Source organism: Actinophytocola gossypii (genome assembly GCF_025165815.1).
GTDB lineage: Bacteria > Actinomycetota > Actinomycetes > Mycobacteriales > Pseudonocardiaceae > Actinophytocola > Actinophytocola gossypii.
This window is the reverse complement of record NZ_JAFFZE010000009.1, coordinates 378,413-397,780: the sequence shown is the minus strand read 5'-3', so window position 1 is coordinate 397,780 and position 19,368 is coordinate 378,413. Positions and strand designations below refer to the sequence as shown.

13 protein-coding genes are annotated in these 19,368 nt (G+C 73.3%); 1 reads left to right on the top strand and 12 read right to left on the bottom strand.

All coding sequences use genetic code 11. The features are described 5' to 3' along the window. Positions 1-110: 110 nt before the first annotated feature. From JT362_RS10200 to ctaD, 3 genes are all read right to left on the bottom strand, one after another. Complete coding sequence (locus tag JT362_RS10200) at positions 111-3,752, bottom strand: CARDB domain-containing protein (RefSeq protein ID WP_260190845.1); 3,642 nt, start codon at positions 3,750-3,752, stop codon at positions 111-113. A 145-nt stretch (positions 3,753-3,897) separates the two neighbouring features. Then, a complete protein-coding gene (locus JT362_RS10195) occupies positions 3,898-4,710 on the bottom strand; it encodes an MBL fold metallo-hydrolase (protein ID WP_260190844.1) in 813 nt (270 codons plus the stop codon). A 1-nt stretch (position 4,711) separates the two neighbouring features. Continuing rightward, the gene (ctaD, locus tag JT362_RS10190) at positions 4,712-6,460 is read right to left on the bottom strand and encodes an aa3-type cytochrome oxidase subunit I (protein ID WP_260191042.1); all 1,749 of its coding nucleotides are present in this window, start codon (positions 6,458-6,460) and stop codon (positions 4,712-4,714) included. 131 nt (positions 6,461-6,591) lie between these two features. Between ctaD and JT362_RS10185 the strand changes: the two genes are divergently transcribed. Then, entirely contained in the window at positions 6,592-7,254 is a 663-nt protein-coding gene (locus tag JT362_RS10185; RefSeq protein ID WP_260190843.1) for a HemK2/MTQ2 family protein methyltransferase, read from the top strand. On the opposite strand, the gene JT362_RS10180 is transcribed toward JT362_RS10185, so the two are convergent. From JT362_RS10180 to JT362_RS10140, 9 genes are read right to left on the bottom strand one after another with little or no spacing between them, the layout of a single operon-like run. Continuing rightward, entirely contained in the window at positions 7,217-7,660 is a 444-nt protein-coding gene (locus tag JT362_RS10180; protein ID WP_260190842.1) for a DUF4383 domain-containing protein, read from the bottom strand. The two genes, JT362_RS10185 and JT362_RS10180, sit on opposite strands and share 38 nt — an antisense overlap. Positions 7,661-7,712: 52 nt before the next feature. Then, on the bottom strand, positions 7,713-9,335 hold the full coding sequence (locus tag JT362_RS10175; protein WP_260190841.1) for a PucR family transcriptional regulator: 1,623 nt from the start codon (positions 9,333-9,335) through the stop codon (positions 7,713-7,715). A gap of 54 nt (positions 9,336-9,389) precedes the next feature. Continuing rightward, on the bottom strand, positions 9,390-10,514 hold the full coding sequence (gene menC / locus JT362_RS10170) for an o-succinylbenzoate synthase (protein WP_260190840.1): 1,125 nt from the start codon (positions 10,512-10,514) through the stop codon (positions 9,390-9,392). Next, the gene (locus tag JT362_RS10165) at positions 10,511-11,332 is read right to left on the bottom strand and encodes a GNAT family N-acetyltransferase (protein ID WP_260191041.1); all 822 of its coding nucleotides are present in this window, start codon (positions 11,330-11,332) and stop codon (positions 10,511-10,513) included. The genes menC and JT362_RS10165 overlap by 4 nt, the downstream gene beginning before the upstream one ends. Positions 11,333-11,355: 23 nt before the next feature. Then, positions 11,356-12,474 (bottom strand): M20 family metallopeptidase, encoded by a 1,119-nt coding sequence (locus tag JT362_RS10160; protein ID WP_260191040.1) that lies wholly within the window; start codon positions 12,472-12,474, stop codon positions 11,356-11,358. 7 nt (positions 12,475-12,481) lie between these two features. Further along, positions 12,482-15,790 (bottom strand): serine hydrolase, encoded by a 3,309-nt coding sequence (locus JT362_RS10155; protein ID WP_260190839.1) that lies wholly within the window; start codon positions 15,788-15,790, stop codon positions 12,482-12,484. After that, on the bottom strand, positions 15,787-16,554 hold the full coding sequence (locus tag JT362_RS10150; RefSeq protein ID WP_260190838.1) for an ABC transporter ATP-binding protein: 768 nt from the start codon (positions 16,552-16,554) through the stop codon (positions 15,787-15,789). Before JT362_RS10150 ends, JT362_RS10155 begins: the two co-directional genes overlap by 4 nt. Next, positions 16,551-18,386: a dipeptide/oligopeptide/nickel ABC transporter permease/ATP-binding protein gene (locus JT362_RS10145; protein ID WP_260190837.1), complete on the bottom strand. Its 1,836-nt coding sequence runs from the start codon at positions 18,384-18,386 to the stop codon at positions 16,551-16,553. The genes JT362_RS10150 and JT362_RS10145 overlap by 4 nt, the downstream gene beginning before the upstream one ends. Further along, entirely contained in the window at positions 18,387-19,364 is a 978-nt protein-coding gene (locus JT362_RS10140) for an ABC transporter permease (RefSeq protein ID WP_260190836.1), read from the bottom strand. Positions 19,365-19,368: the final 4 nt, after the last annotated feature.

Here is a 19,368-nt window from a genome sequence, read left to right as displayed (position 1 = left end):
GGAAGCCGATCGAACACGGAACGCGGTCAGTTTATGGTTCAGACCACCGAGTGGTCCAGACCAAGCGAAGGGGCCCGCGGTCCAGGACCGCGAGCCCCTTCGGGGGACGACTACCGCGTGATGTCGAACGTGGATCCCGGCTGGACGACGACGTCGCCGTCGGCCGAGTTCGTGATGGTCACGTTCGTCAGCGTCGCGCTGCCGCGCGCGCCAGCCATCGCGAGGATGCCGGCCCCGTGGTTGGAGTCGTCGATCCGCACGTCGCTGATCCGGACGCCCGGGACCGCACCGCCACCGTTCTTGAACTGGATCCCGTCGTAGGTCGAGTCGTGGATGTCCGTGTCGCGCAGGGTGACCCCGACGATGTCGTGGGTCTGGGCGAAGAACGTGATCGCCCCGAACTCCTGCGTGCCCCAGAACTTCCCGCCCGTCCGGTACAGCCCGTTGTTGGCGATGACCGTCTCCCCGGAGAACGGCAGCGGGCTGTGGTCGGTCGCCAGCATGATGCCCGGGTAGTTCATCGTGTCGTACACCAGGTTGTTCTCGATCCGGTTGTCGTAGCCGCCGTAGATCGCGATTCCGTTGGCCCGCCACGGCAACTGGATCGTGTTGTTGACGAACTCGTTGGTGTGCGCGATGTCCACCGCCGGGTCCTTGACGTACGGGTTGGCCCACACCGCGAGCGAGTCGTCGCCGGTGGTGCGGAACGAGGAGTTGAACACCCGCGAGTTCCTGGTGCCGTTGGTGAAGTTGATGCCGTCGGCGTAGGTGTTGCGGATGCGCATGCCGGAGAACTCCAGCCCGTCGGCCGGACCCCACAGCTCGGGGATGTTGCTGTAGTCCCGACCGACCCAGACGCCCACGTTCGCGTGCTCGATCCACACGTTCGTGATCTTCGTGCCGGTGCCGAACCGGCCGTTCAGGCCGACCCCGCCCTCGGCGCCGCCGTCACCGCCGCGGATCCGGCCGGAGCCGAAGATCGCGAGGTCGGAGATCTGGGTGTTCTTGTCGATGTCGAACCCGAAGTTGCCCTCGTGCGGGTGGTTGATGCCGCCCGCGTCCTGCGGCTCGGTCAGCGTGTAGAACTGCGAGTGCCACATGCCGGCGCCGCGGATCGTGACGTCCCTGATGCCGACCTGGTTGTGACCGGGGCGGTCCGGGTCCTCGGTCAGGATCTTCTGCTCCTGCCGCCACTGGCCCCGCGGAACCCAGACGCAGGAGATCACACCGTTCTGGTCGTCGGTCACCGCGCGCTGCAGCGCCGAGGTGTCGTCCCCGTCGTCGTTCGGCACCGCCCCGTACTCGGTGATCGAGGTGCACTCGGCCGGCTTCTCCTTCGGCGGCGCGACCTGCTCCAGGTCGATCAGGTCGATGATGTGGAACGCCGCGTCGTCGCCCGCGTCCCGCTGCAGCCGGAACGTGGTGCCGGGCGGGTAGGACTCGCCGAGCAGCGCGTGCGACTCGTCGAACAGCCGTCGCGCGGCGGCCTGCGGGGTGTTGGTCAGGCCCTCCGGGTCGTCGGTGGTGCCGTAGAGCCAGCTGTGCGTCGAGGACAACGTCAGCTTCCGCTCGTACTCCCCGTCGATGTACAGGCTGATCGTGTGGTCGGCACCGCCGCCGCCCGGTGCGTCCGGCACGGAGTTGCGCACCACGATCGAGTTGGCCTGGTTCGTCGAGGTGATCTCCACGTACTGCCCGGTGTTCTCCAGCCGCACCGACTGGCGGCCCGAGGACTCGGTGGCGAAGTTGGTGTTCCCGAACGGGCGTTCCGGAGCGGCCTCCAGCAGGGTGCCCTCGTACCGGCCGGCCTCCGCCTCGTACCCGACGTACGGCACGGCGGCGCCGCGCCCGACCACGATGGACCGGGTGAACCCGTTGTTGGTCTCGTTGGTCTCGGTGACCGCGTCGGTCGCGTCGGCGGTGGCGTCGATCGTCGCGCCGCCGCTGGTCGCGGTCCAGCTGCCGCTCACCGCCACGGTCCGCGTCTCGCCGGCGGCGACCGCCGGGGTGTCGGTGTCGAGGGTCGTGCCGCCGACGGACACCCTGGTCACCGACGCGCCCGCGCTGGACGTGCCCCGGTTGTGCACCTCGACGCTGAACGTGACCCGGGCGCCGGCCGCGGGGTTCGTCGGGTTGGACGCGACGCCGAGCACGCGCAGGTCCGGCCCGGGCGCCCTGGCCACCACGAGTTCCTCCGCCGCGGTGTGCGTGTTGTTCCCGTCATCCTGCTCCACCACGGAGTTCGACGGATCCACTGTGGACGAGACGGGGTAGCTGCCCGCCGTGCGGGTGCCGGCGTCCACGGACACCGTCGCGGACGCGCCGGGTGCGAGCGGAGCCACCGGCGCGTCACCGACGACCGAGCCGTCGATGGCGAAGTCGACCACGGTCTCCCCCGCCGGCGCGCTGCCCGCGTTGCGCACGGTGGCCGACAGGGTGATCCGGTCGGTCTCGGTCGGCGACTCGGGTGCCCAGGTCGTCGACGTGACGGTCAGGTCCGGGTTGGGCGCCGGGGTGCCGATCACCTGGAACTCGGCGACCTGTCCGCCGGGCGCGCCGGAGTTGCCGTGGAACCGCAGCCGCACCTCGGACGCGCGCCCGTTGACCGGCAGGGTCACCGAGTTCTGGTTCTCCGACGGGTCGAACGCGTAGTCGGCCCGGCCGAGCAGGCCGGTGAACTCGGCCCCGGACTGGTCGCGGCCGAGCACCTCGATGTTCTGCGTACGCGGACCCCAGATCGGGTCGGGGTTGAGCTTGACCACGACGGAGGTGATGTCCGCGTTCGAGCCGAGCCGCACGGTCAGCGTGGACGGGTACCCGGCGGCCGACTCCCAGTAGGTGCCGACGTCACCGTCGTTGGCGTTCCGCGCGACGTAGCCGTGCACGGTGGAGGACGCCTCGATGGGCTTGCCGGCGGCCAGGTCCTCCCCGGCCGGCCCCTCTCCTGCCCTGGTCACCCGGTTGCTGTCCGGCGACTCGTTGCCGGCGGCGTCCCTGGCGCGCACGACGTACTCGACGGTCGCGGACGCGGGCTGGGTGTCGGTGAAGGTCAGGGTGCCGGCCGGCACGGTGCCGACGAGCGCGCCGTTGCGGTAGATCGCGTACCCGGTGACGCCGACGTTGTCGGTGGACGCGCGCCAGGCCAGTCGGATCTGCCCGGACGATGGCTCGGTGTAGGTCAGGCCGGCGGGCGCGCTCGGCGCCTCGACGTCGCCGGTGTCCGGCCCGTACACCTCCAGCTCGGCGACCTGGGCGGCCGGCCAGCCGGTGTTGGCGGTGACCGTCAGCCGCAGGTAGCGGGCGGTCGTGGCGGTGAACGGGATCGAGACCGTGTTGCCGGCACCCGGTTCGAACGCGTAACCCCTGGCGGTGGCGAGAGTGGTGAACGAGGTCCCGGTCGTGCTGCCACCCACGGTCAGCGTCTGGGTGCGAGCCTCCCAGTGCGCCGGGAGCGTGAGCACGACCCGGTCGACCGTCGCGGCGGCGCCGAGGTCGGCCTGGATCCACTGCGGGAGGGCGTGGTTGGCGCTCTCCCAGTAGGTGCCCCGGTCACCGTCGCCCGCGTTGCCGACGGGGTAGCCGGCTTGTGCGCTGCTGGCGGAGAGGGTGCTGGCCAGGACGGTGGTCGCGGCTTCGGTGGATGCGTCGTCGGGGGTCGCGGCGGCCGGGGAAGCGGGCAGGAGTCCGACGGCCAGGACACAGGTGGTCAGGAGGCCGGTCAGCGACCGCCACCTGGGCTGTTTCCGTTCCATGAGGTCCTCTGTTCTGTTGCAGCAGGGTAGTTTCGTGACCTCTAAGATAATTTGCGTGAAGTCAGTCGAGTTTTTGCAGAACGAGGAGACAAAGGTTGCACACAGGTAACCGGTTCGTCAACGGTTCCTGGACTAGCCGGGCTCGCTACTCGTGGGTGAGCGGGATCGTCTCGCCACGCAGGGGGACTCGGACCCGCGCCGCGGGACGCCGCTTCTCCACCTCGACGAGGAAGTTCGACAGCGGCGAGTGGAACACGCCGTAGTCGTCGTAGTGCACGGCGATCGCGGTGGCCGGGCCGAGCAGCTCGATGAGGTCGACGCCCTGCCGGTGGTCCATGGTCAGCAGCACGCCGAGCACCCGGGTGCCGCCGAGGTGCACGACGGCGTGGTCGAGCCGGGGGAACCGCTCGCGGACCAGCGACAGGTCCTCGTGCATGACGGTGTCGCCGCTGAGGTAGACGCGCAGCGGGTCGGCCGCCGTGTTCGGCCGGTACTCGAGCACGGTGCCCATCACCCGGGGCAGCAGCAGGCCGAGCGGACCGGCGGCGTGCCGGGCCGGCACCGCGGTCACCCGCAGCGTCGCGTCGCCGTCGACGAACGTCTGGGTGTCCCAGGTGGCCAGCGGGACCGTCGCCCGGAAACCGCTCTTGGACAGCTTCCCGGCCGCCTGCTTGGTGGTCACCAGCGGCACGTCGCGGTCGAGCTCCCGGCGGGCGATCCGGTCGAAGTGGTCGCCGTGCAGGTGGGACAGCACCACCGCGGTCAGCGGCGGCAGGTCGGCCGGTTGCAGTGCCGGCTCGGTGCGGCGCCGAGAGACCAGCCCCTGGCCGATGTAGGTCCACTGGCCGTTGTGCAGGAAGTTGGGGTCGGTCAGCACGGTGAACCCGCCGAGCCGCAGCAGCGTGGTCGCGGTGCCGACGAAGGTCAGCGAGCTCCCCGGTACGTCCTCGGTCGCCATGTCACTTTCCTCGCGGATCGGTGCGGTCGTCCTGGTCCTCGGGCTGGGTGGCGGCCGCGCCGACCTCGGACGGCGCGGGCGGGCGGTGCCGGCCGCGCCTCGGCTGCTGGTACGCCTCCTCGCGGAACCGCTCGACCATGTGCGGGTAGTGCAGTTCGAACGCGGGCCGCTCGGAGCGGATCTTCGGCAGCTCGGTGAAGTTGTGCCGGGGCGGCGGCGAGCCGGTGGCCCATTCCAGCGAGTTGCCGAAGCCCCACGGGTCGTCCGCGTCGGCCGGGTCGCCGTAGCGCCAGCTGCGGAACACGTTCCACAGGAACGGCAGCGTCGACAGGGCCAGCACGAACGCGCCGACCGTGGAGATCACGTGCAGCGTGGTGAAGTCGTCGGTGGGCAGGTAGTCGGCGTACCGGCGCGGCATGCCCTCGGCGCCGAGCCAGTGGTGTACCAGGAACGTGGTGTGGAAGCCGATGAACGTGGTCCAGAAGTGCAGTCGCCCCAACGGTTCGTTCATCATCCGGCCGCACATCTTGGGGAACCAGAAGTACACCCCGGCGAACGTGGCGAACACGATGGTGCCGAACAGCACGTAGTGGAAGTGTCCCACCACGAAGTACGTGTCGTGGACGTGGAAGTCGATGGCGGGTGCGGCGAGCAGCACCCCGGTCAGTCCACCGAACAGGAAGGTGACCATGAACCCGAGGCTGAACAGCATCGGGGTCTCGAACGTCAACTGGCCCTTCCACATCGTGCCGATCCAGTTGAAGAACTTGATCCCCGTCGGTATCGCGATAGCGAAGGACAGGAACGCGAAGAACGGCAGCAGCACCGCGCCGGTGGCGAACATGTGGTGTGCCCACACGGTCATCGACAGCCCGGTGATCGCGATGGTCGCGAACACCATCCCCTTGTAGCCGAACAGCGGTTTCCGGCTGAACACCGGCACGATCTCGGTGACGATGCCGAAGTAGGGCAGCGCGACGATGTAGACCTCGGGGTGTCCGAAGAACCAGAACAGGTGCTGCCACAGGATCGTCCCGCCGTTGGCCGGGTCGAACACGTGCGCGCCGATCAGCCGGTCGGCCAGCAGCCCGAACAGCGCGGCGGTCAGCACCGGGAAGGCAATCAGCACCAGGATGCTGGTGAAGAAGATGTTCCAGGTGAAGATCGGCATCCGCCACATCGTCATGCCCGGCGCGCGCAGGCACACCACGGTGGTCAGCATGTTGACGGCGCCGAGGATCGTGCCGAGCCCGGCGACGATCAGCCCGATCGCCCACAGGTTCCCGCCGGGACCCGGCGCGTACTCCATGCGCGAGAGCGGGGTGTAGGCGAACCAGCCGAAGTCCGCCGCACCGCCCGGGGTGACGAACCCGCCCAGCGTGATCAGCGCGCCGAACAGGTACAGCCAGTACGACAGCGCGTTGAGCCGGGGGAACGCCACGTCCGGCGCGCCGATCTGCAGCGGCAGGATCAGGTTGGCGAAGGCGAACACGTTCGGCGTCGCGTACAGCAGCATCATCACCGTGCCGTGCATGGTGAACAGCTGGTTGTACTGCTCGGCGGACAGGAACTGCAGGCCGGGCGCGCCCAGCTCGCCGCGCATCAGCAGCGCCATCAGTCCGCCGACGAGGAAGAACCCGAACGACGTGACCAGGTAGAGGATCCCGATCTGCTTGTGGTCGGTGGTCGCGAAGATGCGCAGGAACTGCGACCCCCGTGGGCCGCGACGAGGTGCGGCGTTGGGCACCATCACCGGCTTCACGTCGATGCTCACGGGTCCTCCGCCAGTCCGGTACCACCGATCGGGAACAACGCCTACCCCGGTCCGGCCGCGTCAAACCCCGGCGTTTGGAAGACGATCGCCGAGGTAGTTCCCGGCGCATGTGGCTGCTTCGACCCTTCGGCGTCTACCGCCCCCAGAACGACACCTGGCTGCTGGCCGACGCCGTGCGGCAGGCCGGAATCCGGCCCGGCGCCGACGTGCTGGAGATCTGCTCCGGCACCGGTGCGCTGTCCATCGTGGCGGCCGCGACCCGGCCGCGTACGCAGACCGCCGTCGACGTCTGCCGCCGCGCGGCCTTGGCGACCCGGGTGAACACGGCGGTGCGCGGCATCGACGTCCGGGTCGAGTGCGGTGACGCGTTCGAGACCGTGCTCGGCCGCCGGTTCGACCTGGTGCTGGCCAATCCGCCGTACGTGCCGGGGGTGGCGGACGTTCCGGTCGGCCGGGCCAGGGCGTGGGACGCCGGTGTCGACGGCCGCGCGGTGCTGGACCGGCTGTGCGCCACGGCGCCGCTGCTGCTCGCGCCGGGTGGCGCGCTGCTCGTCGTCCACTCCGCGCTGTCGGGCGTGGAAACCACGCTGCGCCAGCTGCGCGGGGGTGACCTCAAGGCGTCGGTCGTCGCCCGCGCCGACGTGCCGTTCGGGCCGGTGCTGCGGGCCAGGCAGCGGCTGCTGCGTGACCAGGGCCGCATCCGGCCAGGTCAGCAGGTCGAGGAGCTGGTGGTCATCCGTGCCGATCGGCCGTCCGTCGGGACAGCCTGACCCGCAGGCCGTAGACGACCACGCAGGCGACCAGGCTGCACAGGTACAGCGCGACGTTCCACCAGGTGAGGTTCAGCGGGTCGCCCTCGTCGCGGAACACCTTGGCCGCGATGCCGAACGCCGACATGGCGGTGAACGCGATGCCGGCGACCGGTGCGAACGCATACGCCCCGCCGCGCAGGGCGGCGACCAGCGCGACGACCCCGATGAACCCGTGCAGGATGTTCGCCAGCGTGCTGATCCCGAAGACGCCGAACAGCGTGACCGGGTCCTCCCACCCGAACGAGCCCCAGCCCACCGTGACCACGCCGCCCACGGCGAGCACCAGGTAGACCAGGGCCAGCACCAGTACGACAGCACGTGCGGGCCCCGTTCCGGCCCGCGACCTCACCTTGGACTCCGCCATGCCCCTCGGCATGCCCGGTGGCGCGGGCGCCAAACCCCCGCCCATCGCCGGCTCAGCGGTCCGGGGAGACGACCCGGAGCTGCAGCATCGCGGCGAAGCGGGCCTCCGGGTCGGTCAGGTCCAGGCCGCCGACCTCGGCCAGCCGGCGCAGCCGGTAGCGGAACGTGTTGGGGTGCACGTACACCGCGGCCGCCGCGGCGATGACGTCGCCGAAGTTGTCCAGCCACGCGCGCAGGGTCGGCACCAGGTGGGTGTTGTGCTCCTCGTCGTAGGCGAACAGCTTCGCGATCGGGCCGCTCGGGCGGTCGCCGCGGGCGGCGACCAGGTCACGCAGCTCCAGCACCAGCGCCTCCACGTTCACGTCGGCCAGCCGCGCGACCCGCGGGCCGCCCGTCGTGCCGGCGCGCAGCACACGCAGGGCCCGGTCGGCGCTGGTGCGGGAGTCCGCCAGGCCGGAGACGTCGGCGGCCGGCTGGCCGACGCCGATCACCGCCCCTGCCCGGTCTCCGACCCGGTCCAGGAAGTCGGTGGCGACGCGGACCGCGTTCTCGTCCCGGGTGGTCGGCACCAGGCCGTAGGTCACGTCGCCGATCAGGGCCGTCGCGCAGCGCGGGTGCACCGCGCTCAGGTGCATGGCGAGCCCGTCGCTCAGCCGCTGCCGCTCGGTGACCACGGCCGCGTCGGCGCCGTGCACGACGCCGGGGTCGGCACCCGGTTCCACCACCGCCATGGCCAGCACCACCACCGGCTGGTCGGCCAGGCCGAGCCGGTCCAGCGCCTCGCGCGCGCCGGCACCGCCCTCGATCGCGGTGCCAAGCAGGTCGGCGCGGAGGCGGCGTTCGACGTCGGCGCCGGCCCGGATGCGCAGCATGTGCAGGGCGACCAGCCGGGCGGCGTCGCACAGGGCCTGGGTGCGCTCCTCGCTCAGCGGCTCGCGTACCGCGGCCCAGATCGAGCCGAGCAGTTCGTCGCCGGCACGGACCGCGACGGCCACCCTCGGTATGGTCACCAGCCCTTCCAGCAGGGGCTCCACGTACACCGGCTGGTCGCTGCGGTAGAGGTGGCGGAACACCCCGCGCTCGGCGAGCAGCCGCGAGTACCGCTCCGGCACCTGCCGGCCGAGGATCGTCTCCACCCGCGACGGGTCGGCCTCGTCCTGCCGGCCGGAGAACGCCAGTACCCGGGAGCCCCGGTCCTCGATCGTGACCGGCGCGTCCAGCAGCGCGGCGATCGCGTTGGCCAGCGCGAACAAGTCACCGGACGGCATCCCGCCCAGCGTCTCCGGCCCGGCGTCGCCGACGTCGCCCTCGGCGAGCAGCGAGCGCAGCAGCGCGGCCAGCTGGGCCCAGGTGGCACCCCTGGTCAGGCCGAGCAGGGCGAGGCCGGCGGCGTCGGCGGCCGGCACCAGCTCCGGGGGCACCGGGGCGCGGAGCACCAGCCCGGCCGCGCGGTTCCGGCCGAGGGTGGCCAGCAGTTCCTCGATCTCCGCCCGGTCCCGCAGGCCGACGCCGAGCACGAGCGCGTGCCGGGGCAGCACCGGTTCCTCGATCGGGTCGTGGATGACGACGCCGCCGAGGTCGCTGACCCGGTCGACGTCGCCGTGCACCACCTCGAGCAGGGTCGCGCCGAGATCGTCGAGCACGCGGCGGAGGCTCGCGCGCGGCCGGAGGTTCACCACGAGCACCTCCCGAAGCTGAAAACCAGAGCCTACGTCGTCCACGCGGGTCGCTCAGGTCGTGAACGGGATCCACTCGGTCGCCGTGGTCACCGCCGCCAGCTCGTCGGCCAGGGGCTCGACGCCGACGCCCGGCCCGGTCGGCACCGGCAGGTGGCCGTCGGCCAGGACGAACGGCTCGGTGATGTCGGTGCGGTAGTAGCGGTCCGACGCGGAGGTGTCGCCGGGCAGGGTGAACCCGGGCAGCGCGGCCAGCGCCACGTTCGCGGCCCGGCCGAGCCCGGTCTCCAGCATCCCGCCGCACCACACCGGCACGCCGTGCGCGACGCACACGTCGTGGATCCGGCGGGCCTCCAGGTAGCCGCCGACCCGGCCCGGCTTGACGTTGACCACCGAGCACGCGCCGATCGCGATCGCGTCGGCGGCCGCCCGGGCCGAGGTGATCGACTCGTCCAAGCACACCGGGGTGGTGACCAGCCGGGCCAGCTCGGCGTGCCCTCGGACGTCCTCCTCGTCGAGGGGCTGCTCGATCAGTAGCAGGTCGAAGGGATCGAGCCGGGCGAGCTGGCGGGCGTCGGCGAGAGTGTACGCGGCGTTCGCGTCGACCTGGAGCAGCACGTCGTCGCCGAAGCGCTCGCGCACCGCCCGGACCGGCTCGACGTCCCAGCCGGGCTCGATCTTCAGCTTGATCCGCACGTAGCCGGCGTCGAGGTAGCCGGCGACCGCGTCGAGCAGCTCGCCGACCGAGTCCATGATGCCGACCGACACCCCGCACGGCACCCGGTCGCGGACGGCGCCGAGTTCGCGGGCCAGCGGGCGGCCCTCGGCGCGCAGCTCCGCGTCGAGCACGGCGGTCTCCAGCGCGGCCTTCGCCATCCGGTGCCCGCGGAACGCGGCCAGCGCTGGCGCGACGGCCGGCGCACCGAGCCGGGCGACCGTGTCGGCCGCCGCCGCGAGCGCGGGGACGAGGAACCGGGTCAACACGTCCGCGGCGCCGTCGACGTACTCGGCGGAGTAGCGCGGGTCGGACATCGCGACGCACTCGGCCCAGCCGTCCGCGTCGTCGGTCGCGACCCGGAGCAGCAGCACGTCCCGGGTCCGCTCCACGCCGAACGAGGTCCGGAACGGCGCCACCAGCGGCATCCTGATCCGGCGCAGCTCGACACCCTTCGGTTTCACGACGTCTCCTCCCTGGTCAGCACGTACCAGCCGGCGCGGTCGAAGCCGGCGATCCGGGCACCGTCGGCCAGCAGGCCGCCGAGCACCTCGCGCAGCGCGACCCGCCACGCCTTCGCCAGCCCCGGGTCGGCCGCGCGCAGGGCCTCGATGTCGGGCGGCACCGCGACCGCGACGGTGGACCCGTTCGCCTCCCCCGGCGCCGGCCCGCCGTCGGGGGCGCGGCCGAGCGCCACAGCAGCCGGCCGGATCAGGGCGCGGCCCGACGGTTCCCCGGCGAGGTCCCAGTGGACGAGCAGCCGGTCGGTGTCGTCGCCACCGTTCACGCCGTCGGCCATGCCGCCGTAGAAGTTCGGCAGGTACTCGACCGCGGTCGCGCCGAGCTTCACCACGTTGAAGTACGCGTTGCGGGCGACCAGCGGGTCGAACGTCCAGGCGATCGCGCCGACGCCCCGGCGCAGCGCCCACGCCCGCTGGTGCGACTTGAGCGCGAAGCCGACGCTGCGCCCGGCCGCGGCCGGGGCGACGCCGGCGATGTGGCTGTGCATGACGCCCTCCGCCGGCGCGCCGAAGAAGCCGACGCAGGCACCGACCAGCCGGTCGCCGTCGAACGCGCCGGCGAGGTAGTTGCCGGCCTTGGTCAGCGCGCGCAGCAGCTCGGTGGTGACCAGGGGGTTCTTGGGGTCGGTCCGCCAGATGTCCCGGAACAGTCGGCACACCGCGGTGAGGTCGGCGAGGTCGGTCAGCTCGCGCACCCGGACCCCGGCAGCAGCGGCGGCCGCGGTCGCACCGGCGTCAGTCGTGTCGGTCACGGCGTCCATGCTCGTGCCGTCGTCGGCGCCGGTCATGGTCGGCGCGCACCAGAGGTCGGGCGGTCGTTGGTCGCACCGGCCAGCAGGGCGTCCAGCAGGGCCGCGACCAGCGCGCCCCGACCGGGCAGGGCGTCCACCAGGACGTGCTCGTCGTCGGCATGCGCCCCGCCGCCGATCGCGCCGAGCCCGTCGAGGGTCGGGGTGCCGACCCCGGCGGTGAGGTTTCCGTCCGAGCCGCCGCCGACCGCGACGCCCGTGAGCGACGGCTGGCCAAGCCGTTCGGCGAGCGACGCGGCCAGCGCGAACAGGTCCGCCGACGCGGTGCGCTCCAGTGGCGCCCGGTTCGGCCCGCCGGTCACCCGTATCCGCGCGCCGGGCACGGCCGGGGCCAGCGCGCGCATCGCGGCGTCCACCCGCGCCTGCTCGGCCGCGTTCCGCGCGCGCACGTCGACCGCGAACGCGCCGGCCGCGGGCACGGTGTTGGTCGCGGTGCCGGCGGTGAGCACGGTCGGGGTGACCGTGGTGCCCCACGACGGGTCGGCGAGCGCGGCCACGGCCAGCACCTGGTGGGCCAGCTCGACGGTGGCGTTGACCCCGCGTTCCGGCTCCAGCCCGGCGTGCGCGGCCAGCCCGGTCACCGCCACCTCGTACAGGGACACGCCCTTGCGCTCGGTCTTCAGCGCGCCGCCCGGCGCCGACGCCTCCAGCACCAGCACGGCGTCGGCGGCCCTGGCCTCGTCCTCGACCAGCTCGCGCGAGCTGGGTGAGCCGAGCTCCTCGTCGCCGGTGACCAGCAGCGTCACCCCGTCCCGCCCGGCCGCGGCGTGCATCGCCAGCACCAGGCCGGCCTTCATGTCGAAGCAGCCGGGCCCGCGCAGCACCCCGCCGGTCACGGTGCACGGGTGGGTGGCGAGCGTGCCGAGCGGCCACACCGTGTCGTGGTGGCCGAGCAGCAGCACCCGCGACGGTCCGGTGCCGAGCCGCCAGCGCAGGTGGGTGCGGCCGTCGAGCACGAGCCGCTCCGGCGCGACGCCCAGGCGCCGCTCCCCGACCCGGGCGACCACGTCCGCGCTGCGGGCCACCGCCGCCAGGTCGGCCGACGGCGACTCGCAGCGCACCAGCTCCTCGACGTCCGCGAGGAGGTCCGCCAGCTCCACCTCAGCCGACCCGCGGGGTGGCGCGCACCCCGAAGTGCACGTACCGCTCCCCGGTCGGCAGGGCGTAGAACGTCACCGGGATCCAGCTCCGCGTCGACGGCTCGCGCACGACGAACAGGTCGTCGGCCACCGGCTCCATCGGATACTCCTGGACCGGATCGGGCATCAGCGCGGCGAGCTCCCCGGTGACCGTGGTGCGCATGACCGGGCCGTCGTCGCCGGTGAACACCTCGATCCGGGTGCTGGCCCGCTCGTAGGTGCCGACGTGCGGCTCGACCGGCACGTCCACCGGCTCGGCGGGCGGCGCGAGCGGGCTCGGCACGGTCACGCCGGCCAGCTCGGCGAAGACCTCGCCGTACAGGTCGAGGAAGAAGTCGCGGGTGTGGCCGCCGTTGGTGAGCAGGACGACCGCCAGGCCCTCGTCCGGGAGCAACCGCAGGAACGCGGACTGGCCGATCGTGTTGCCGTCGTGGCCGACCAGGCGCCTGCCGTCCCAGTCGACCCGGAACCAGCCGAGCCCCCAGGAGTCGCCGAGGGTGTGCGTGTCCGGCAGCTCGGCCTGCCGGGACGCCATCGCCGCCGCGCCGTCCGCGCTGAGCAGCCTGGTGCCGTCGGGTCCGACACCGCCGGTCAGGTGCAGGCGGGCGAAGGCGAGCACGTCGGTGACGGTCGAGTTGATCAGCCCGGCGGGTCCGGCCGAGCGCGCCAGCCCCCAGACCGGCGCGCGGACCGGGGTGCCCTCGCCGACGTGGCCGACGGCGGCGCGGTGCAGCAACGCCTCCTCCGGCAGGGTGCCGGTGTGGGTGAGCCCCAGCGGGGTGAACAGCCGCTCGCGCATGGCGGCGTCCCAGGTGCCGCCGGTCAGCTTCTCGATCACCCGGCCCGCGAGCACGAACCCGGAGTTGCAGTACGACCAGGTGGCGCCGAGCGGGTGGTTGCGCGCGACCTCCGCCAGGTGCGCGGTGTACTTCTCCAGGCAGTCGTCGCCGCGGCCGGTGTCGGTGAACACGTCGCCGTCGATGCCGCTCGTGTGGGTGAGCAGGTGACGCATGGTGATCTCTTTGGTGGTCTCCGGGTCGGCGAGCCGCAGCTCCGGCAGCACCTCGACCAGCGGCGCGTCCAGGTCGAGCTTGCCCTCGTCCACCAGCTGCATGACGACCGTCGTGGTCCACACCTTCGAGATCGAGCCGATCTGGAACACCGAGTCGGTCGTGGTCTCGACGCCGGTGTCGACGTTGAGCACCCCGTGCGCGGCCCGCACCAGCTCGTCGTCCCGGCCGGGGCGCAGCCGCAGGATGCCGAGCGTGGCGCCGGGAACGCCGTGCTTCTCGGCGAGCGCGGTGAGCCTGCGCCGCCAGTGCGCCTCGTCGATGCGGGGGCGGCGCGCGCGGCCCGTCGTGGACGCGTACTGCTCGACCCAGTCCACGATCCGGCGGTTGAAGTCGATCCGGTGCGATGGCCTGCCGTCGAGAATGAACAGGTGCGCGGCGTCCGGGTACAGCACGAGCCTGGTCGGCACGTCCCGAACCCGCAGCGCGGCGTGCCACTGCTGGGCCTGTCCGACCGGGCAGCGCACGTCGGCGGCGCCCTGGAACACCAGCGTCGGCGTGCTGACGTGCTCGACGTGCGCGAACGGCGACATCGCGGCGTAGCGGTCGCGGTCGCCCCACGGCGTGCCGCCCAGCTCGTGGGCGGCCAGGCCGTGCCCGGCGTCGGAGGTGCCGGCCATGCTCGTGAGGTCGCTGACCACGCCGCCCGCGACGGCGGCGGCGAACCGGGTGTCGCGGCTGGTGAGGTAGCAGGTCATGAAGCCGCCGTAGCTGTAGCCGGCGACCGCCAGCCGCGCGGGGTCGGCGACGCCCTCGGCGACGAGCTGGTCGATCGGCTCGAGGAAGTCCCGCGCGTCGGCCTCGCCCCACGCGCCGCGGGTGGCGGTGTAGAACCCGGCGCCGTAGCCGTCACTGGCCCTGGGGTTGAGCAGCAGCACGGTCCACCCGAGTGCGACCAGCTCCTGGTGGTACAGGTGCACGTCGTCGGCGGCGCCGTTCCACGCGTTGTGCGGGCCGCCGTGGATGTCGAGCAGCAGCGGGCCGGCGCCGGTGGTGTCCGGGTCGCGGAGCAGCCAGCCGTGCACCGTGGTGCCGTCCGAGACGGTGAACTCGCGCTCCTCGCGGACGTACGGCTCGACGTCGGGGTCGCCGTGGCTGGTGCGCGCGGTCTCGGCGCCGGTGCCGAGGTCGACGGCGACGATCTCGCCGTAGGAGGTCGAGGTGGCGAGCAGCACCGCCGCGGTGTCGCCGGCGACCGACACCCCGGCCACGACCCGCCCGGCGCCCGCGACAACCGGGCGCGGGGTGCCGCCGTCGAGGGCGACGGTGTAGAGGTGCGTGCAGCCCCGCTCCCGGACGGTGAACAGCACGCCGTCGCCGCCGAGCGCGGGCGGGGAGCCGGGGTAGCCCGGGGCGCCGGTCAGCACGTTGCGGTCGAGCGGTGCGGCGAGGTCGGCCGGTTCGCCCGCGCCCGCGAGCGGCACCCGCCACAGGCCGGCGTGCCCGACCGGGTCGTCCGGCAGGCCGACGACCAGCAGCGCGTCGTCGGTCCAGGTGACGCGGTCGCCGATGCCGTCGGCGAAGGCGACCGGCTCGGGGTCGGCGGCCGGATCGGTGACGTCGAGGACGTACACGGGCACGCGGGGAACCAGGTCGGCGTCGGCGGCGGTCGCGGCGCCGAACGCGAGCCGGGTGGAGTCCGGCGACCAGGACGGGGTACCCGCGTGCCAGTCGCCGTCGGTGACCTGGCGGGTCCGCCCGGAGTCGAGGTCGAGCACGTGCAGGTGCTGGCGGACGGTGCCGAGGAACCCGGCGCCGTCGGCCTGGTAGTCCAGCCGGTCGGCCACGATCGGGGCGGTGGCCGTGCCGCCCGCGCGGTCGACCGGCGCGCCGAACGCGATCCTGGTGCCGTCCGGCGACCACACCGGTGCGCCTGCGCCGAGCGGGAGCGTGGTCACCTGCTCCGGCTCACCGCCCGCCACGGGCAGCAGCCACACCTGCGCCGGGCCGTCGGTGGCGCGGAGGAACGCGACCCGGGTGCCGTCCGGCGACCAGGCCGGCGCGGTGTCGGCGGTGCCGTGGGTGAGCCGTTCCGGCTCGCCGTCGCGGGTGCCGACCCACCACAGGGCTCGGCGGTTCTCGTCGGCCTCGGCGTCGGCGGTGCGCAGGACGTAGACGATCCGGCCGCCGTCCGGCGAGAGCGCCGGCTGCTCCGGCACCGCGATGCCGGTGAGGTCGTCGATGCGCTGGCGTCGGGTCACGGGTTCCTCCCTCGGTCCGCTTGGTGTCCACTGTGGACGGGTGCCGCGACCGCGTCGAGCAGGTCGCGGGTGTAGGGGTCCTGCGGGTCGGCCAGCACCTGCTCGGCCGGGCCGCTCTCCACGATCCTCCCCCGGTACATGACCGCGAGGACGTCGCTGACGTACCGCACCACCGCGAGGTCGTGCGAGATGAACAGGATCGTCAGGCCCATCCGGCGCTGAAGGTCGCGGACGAGGTTGAGCACGGTGCCCTGGATGGACACGTCCAGCGCGGAGGTGATCTCGTCGGCGATGATCACCTCCGGCTCGCCGGCGAGCGCGCGGGCGAGCGCGATCCGCTGCCGCTGCCCGCCGGACAGCTCGCCGGGGTACCGGCCGGCCTGCTCCGCGGCGAGGCCGACGAGGTCGAGGAGCCGGGCCACCTCCGCGCGGCGGTCGGCGGTGCGGCGCGGCAGGGCCTCGGCGATCGAGGCACCGGTGGTCATCCTGGGGTTCAGCGAGGAGTACGGGTCCTGGAACACCATCCGCAGCGGGCGCCTGCCCCGGCGCGGAACGGGCTCGCCGTCGAGCAGGATCCGCCCGCCGGACAGCGGCGCGAGCCCGACGGCGGCCCGCGCGAGCGTGGACTTGCCCGACCCGGACTCGCCGACCAACCCCACCACGGTGCCGGCCGGAACGGTGAGGTCGACCCCGTCCACGGCGGTCACCCCGCGCCGGCGGGATCCGAAGTGGACGGTGACGTCGTCGAACCGCAGCTCCCTCACGCGCGCACCTCCACGGGGATGTCGGCGTGCCAGCAGGCGACCCTGCGGCCCGCGTCGTCGGCGACCAGGTCGGGTTCGGTGGCCGTGCAGCGCTCGTCGGCGAGCGGGCAGCGGGGCGCGAACGCGCAGCCGGTCGGCAGGTGCGCCGGATCGGCGGGCCGGCCGGGGATCACCGCCAGCGGCAGCGACCGGTCGGTGGTCATGTCCGGCACGGCGGCCAGCAGCGCGCGGGTGTACGGATGCCGGGCCCTGGACCGCAGCTCGGCCGAGGGCAGGTCCTCCACGATCCGGCCGGCGTACATCACCAGCACCCGGTCGCACACCTGCTCAACCACGGTGACGTCGTGGCTGATCAGCAGCAGTGCCACGTCGTCGGCCGCGCGGATGTCCGCCAGCAGCGACAGCACCCGCCGCTGCACGGTCACGTCCAGCGCGGTCGTCGGTTCGTCGGCCACGATCAGCGCGGGCGAACCCATCAGCCCCATGCCGATCATCGCGCGCTGCCGCATGCCGCCGGAGAACTCGTGCGGGTACTGCGCGGCCCGCCGCGCCGGCTCGGGGATGCGCACGGCGTCCAGCCGGTCGACCGCCCGGTCCAGCGCGGCGGCCCGGCCGAGTCCCTGGTGCTCGCACGCCACCTCGGCGAGCTGCCGGCCGATCCGCATGGTCGGGTTGAACGAGGTCATCGGATCCTGGAACACCATGGCGAGCGAGGTGCCGAGCAGCCGCCGGTGCGGCCCGGCCCGGAGGTCCGCGCCGAGGAACGACAGCCGTTCCGCCCGCACCTCGCCGGACTCGTCGACCAGCCGGGACACCGCGAGCGCGGTCAGGCTCTTGCCGGAGCCGGACTCCCCCACGATGCCGACCGCGTCGCCCCGGTCCATGGCGAACCCGACCCCACGCACGGGTTCGACACCGGGGAATGCCACCCGCAGGTCCTCGACCACCAGCATCGCCGAGTCGTCCGGCGCCGGTTCCGCCGCGGTGCGCCGGACGGGCCGCTCCAGCGGGCGGCGCTCGCCGAGGACCTTCGCGAGGGCCTCACCGAACAGGTTGAACGCGAGCCCGGCGAGCACCACCGCCACCCCGGGCGCGAGCGCGGCCGCCGGGTGCAGGTAGATCGCGCCGAGGCCCTCGCCGAGCAGCCTGCCCCAGTCGTAGTCCGGCGGCTGCACGCCTAGACCGAGGAACGACAGGCCGGCGAACGCGAGCAGCGCGCTCCCCGCCGCGACCGTCGCGTTCACCACCAGCGGCTCGGCGACGTTCGGCAGCACGTGCCGGAACAGCACCCGGAACCGGCCGACCCCGGCGATCCGCGCGGCGGCGACGTAGTCGAGCCCGGCGACCCGGGCGGTCGTGGTCTGGGTCAGCCGCGCGAAGGCCGGCGCGATCGCCAGGCCGAGCGCGAACAGCGCGCCGGTGGCGCCGACCCCGAAGATCACCGCGAAGAACAGGGCGAGCAGCAGGCCGGGGAACGCCACGGCGATGTTCACCACCGCGGTCACCAACCGGCCGGCCCGTCTGCCGACCAGCAGCGGTGCGGTGCCGAGCAACAGGCCGACCACCACCCCGATCGCGGTCGCCGCGAGCGCGAGCCGCACCGACAGGCTCGTCGCGACCAGCACCCTGGCGAAGATGTCCCGCCCGAGGCTGTCCGTGCCGGCCCAGTGCTCGGCCGACGCGCCCTGCGAGATCCGCGCGGTGTCGGTGGCGGTCGCCGCGTCGGTCCACAGCAGCGGCGCGAGCACCGCCAGCACGAGGATCGCCGCCACCAACACCGCCGCGCTCGCGCCGAGCGGCGAGCGCAGCACACCGGCCCATCGCCGTGCCACTCAGCCCTCCCTGATCGTCGAGCGGGGGTCGAGCAGCGCGAGCGCCACGTCGACCAGGAGGTTCACCACGAGCACGCCGACGCCGTAGACGAGCACGATCCCCTGCACGAGCGGGTAGTCCTTGGCGAGGATCGAGCTGACGATCGTGCTGCCGAGGCCCGGCCAGGCGAACACGTTCTCCACCAGCACGGTCCCGGCGACCATGGAGCCGAGCAGCAGCCCGCCGAGCGTGACCGCCGCGGTCAGCGAGTTCGGCAGCACGTGCCGCAGGTAGACGTGGCGGTCCGGCAGCCGTTTGGCGCGCGCGGTGCGGACGTGGTCGGCGCGCAGGACCGCGAGGGTCTCCACCCGGAGGATCCTGGCCAGCACCGCGGCCGGTGCGAGCGCCAGCGCCAGCACGGGCAGCACGTAGGAGGCGGCGCCGTCCCGGCCGGCGACCGGCAGCCAGCCGAGGTTCACCCCGAAGATCCAGACCAGCGCGACCGCGAGCAGGAACTCCGGGATCGCCGCGAGCACGATGCTGGTGGCGGTGAACCCCAGCTCGGCGGGACGACGTCGCCCGCCCCGGGTGAGCACCGCGAACAGCAGCCCGACCGGCACCGACACGAGCACGGCGACCGCGAACGCCAGCAGCGCGAGCTCCAGGGTCGCCGGCAGCCGGTCGCCGAGCACCTGCGACACCGGCAGCCCCGAGGTCATCGAGGTGCCGAGCTCGCCGGTGAACAGCCCGCGCAGGTAGTCCACGTACTGCTGCCACAGCGGATCGTCCAGGCCGAGCGCCGCGCGCCGGGCGGCGACCAGCTCGGGGGTCGCGGTCGGCCCGAGCGCGGCCCGGACCGGGTCGCCGGGGATCAGGTGGATGATCAGGAACGCGGCGGTGATCAGCACCCACACCGACACGAGCAGGCGCGCGAGCCGGCGGGCGGCGAACCGCGCCCAGGCGTGCTCGGTGCGCGCGCGAAGCGCGGTCGTGGTCACGGGC